Source organism: Candidatus Magnetaquicoccus inordinatus (assembly GCF_004217665.1).
GTDB classification, from domain to species: domain Bacteria; phylum Pseudomonadota; class Magnetococcia; order Magnetococcales; family Magnetaquicoccaceae; genus Magnetaquicoccus; species Magnetaquicoccus inordinatus.
The window spans coordinates 1-1,696 of the sequence record NZ_RXIU01000394.1 but is presented as its reverse complement, the minus strand read 5'-3'; the positions used below and the strand labels follow the sequence as shown (position 1 = coordinate 1,696).

2 protein-coding genes are annotated in these 1,696 nt (G+C 49.2%); one reads left to right on the top strand and one right to left on the bottom strand.

Features of this window, described 5'->3' with window-relative positions:
* On the top strand, window positions 1–1,476 hold a 1,476-nt coding region (locus EJP87_RS15950), incomplete at its 5' end, for a DNA primase family protein (protein ID WP_227657710.1).
* Here the strand turns inward: EJP87_RS15950 and EJP87_RS18730 are convergent.
* A partial coding sequence (locus EJP87_RS18730) for a hypothetical protein (RefSeq protein WP_227657709.1) occupies window positions 1,442–1,696 on the bottom strand: 255 nt, incomplete at its 5' end. The genes EJP87_RS15950 and EJP87_RS18730 overlap by 35 nt on opposite strands.

Genomic DNA, 1,696 nt, shown 5'->3' with positions numbered 1-1,696 from the left:
TGGGATGCGGCGGATGCAGGGGCTGAAGGGTACACGCCAGAGCAGTGTGCGAAGATATTTGCTGATCCTGGGAATTTTGAGGAGTCGAACAAAACAGCAATAATTGAACAGTCATCGATGCAAGTTGCTGCACTACCACCGCTTGCCGTTGATGTGCATATGACAGATTTGGGCAATGCGCGTTTGATTGTGCAGGAACATGGCGGCAACATTCGTTATGTTCACCAATGGGGGAAATGGTTTGTTTGGAAGGACACGCATTGGCATTCGGATGACGATGGGGGGGTGGAGCGTTTGGCGAAACAAACGATGATGAACCTGTATTACAAGGCACTTGGGGCGCCAGACCAGACCGTCCGTTTTAAGCATGCAATGAAGTCTCAACAACGAACTGCTATCCGTGATGCGATTGCATTGGCACAAACAGAGCCTGGTGTTGCTCTGACATCTGACAGGCTGGATTCAAACCCCTGGCTGTTAAATGTTCTGAACGGCACGCTCGATTTGCGTTTTGGAGTCTTACGATCCCATGACAAGCATGATCTGATAACGCGGGTGATTCCCGTTTCTTTCGATCCATCGGCGCAATGTCCAACATGGGATAAATTCGTAGCAAGAGTGACGAACGGTGATGGGTCATTGATACGGTTTCTCCAAAAAGCAATGGGGTACACTCTTACGGGTGTAACGTCAGAGCACTGCCTGTTCTACATTTATGGTGACGGGCTAAACGGAAAGAGCACATTCCTTGAGCTACAAATGGAACTATCATCTGGATATGCAAGGCGTATCAGCTCCGAATCTCTCATGGTCAAAGCTCATGGTGCAGGAATCCCAAATGACTTGGCTGGATTGGTAGCTGCAAGATATGTCGCAGGCTCTGAGGTTGAAGAAGGCTCACAGCTTTATGAGGCGCGACTAAAGGAGTGGACCGGCGGCGATACTGTGACAGCACGTTTTCTACACAGAGAATTTTTTGAGTTCCGACCACAATTCAAGTTGTGGCTTGCGGGAAACTACAAGCCGATCATAAAGGGCACAGATAAAGGTATATGGAGACGCTTCCATTTGATCCCTTTTACTGCTGTCATTCGACCAGATGAAATTGACAAGAAGTTGCCTTCAAAGTTGAAAGCAGAGCTGTCAGGTATCCTACGGTGGGCAGTGGAAGGGTGCCTGATGTGGCAGAGTGAAGGGTTGCTCCCACCGGCGGCTGTGCAAGAGGCTACGGCAGAATATCGAGCGGAGTCTGATTTGATAGGTCTGTTCCTTGAGGAGCGCACTAGGCCAGCACCAGGTGCTGAATTCTCTACAAAGGCGGTGTATGCGGCGTATAAACTCTGGGCAGAATCTGGGGGGCTGCGGCCAATATCAAGCATGTCGTTCAGTCGAAAGCTGAAAGATAAGGGGGTTCTTGTGCCTCGTGCTTCTGGCAGTGCTGTCAGCAAGGTACATGGTCTTGTCCTTGCCGCTTGATTATGGGCAGATGGGCAGATAAAGGCCATTTTACCCTTTTTTGCACATGATGCGCATGTAGGAAAAAAAAGGGTAAAAACAGGTTCATCTGCCCATCTGCCCAAACATTGCGCAGCAAACAAAGTTTATCAACAATTCCGGCATGTTGCCGGTTTCCATATGAGGTGATCAATGAATACTGCACTACAGATTTTCCCAACTCTTGGCTGGGTTGCTGGTC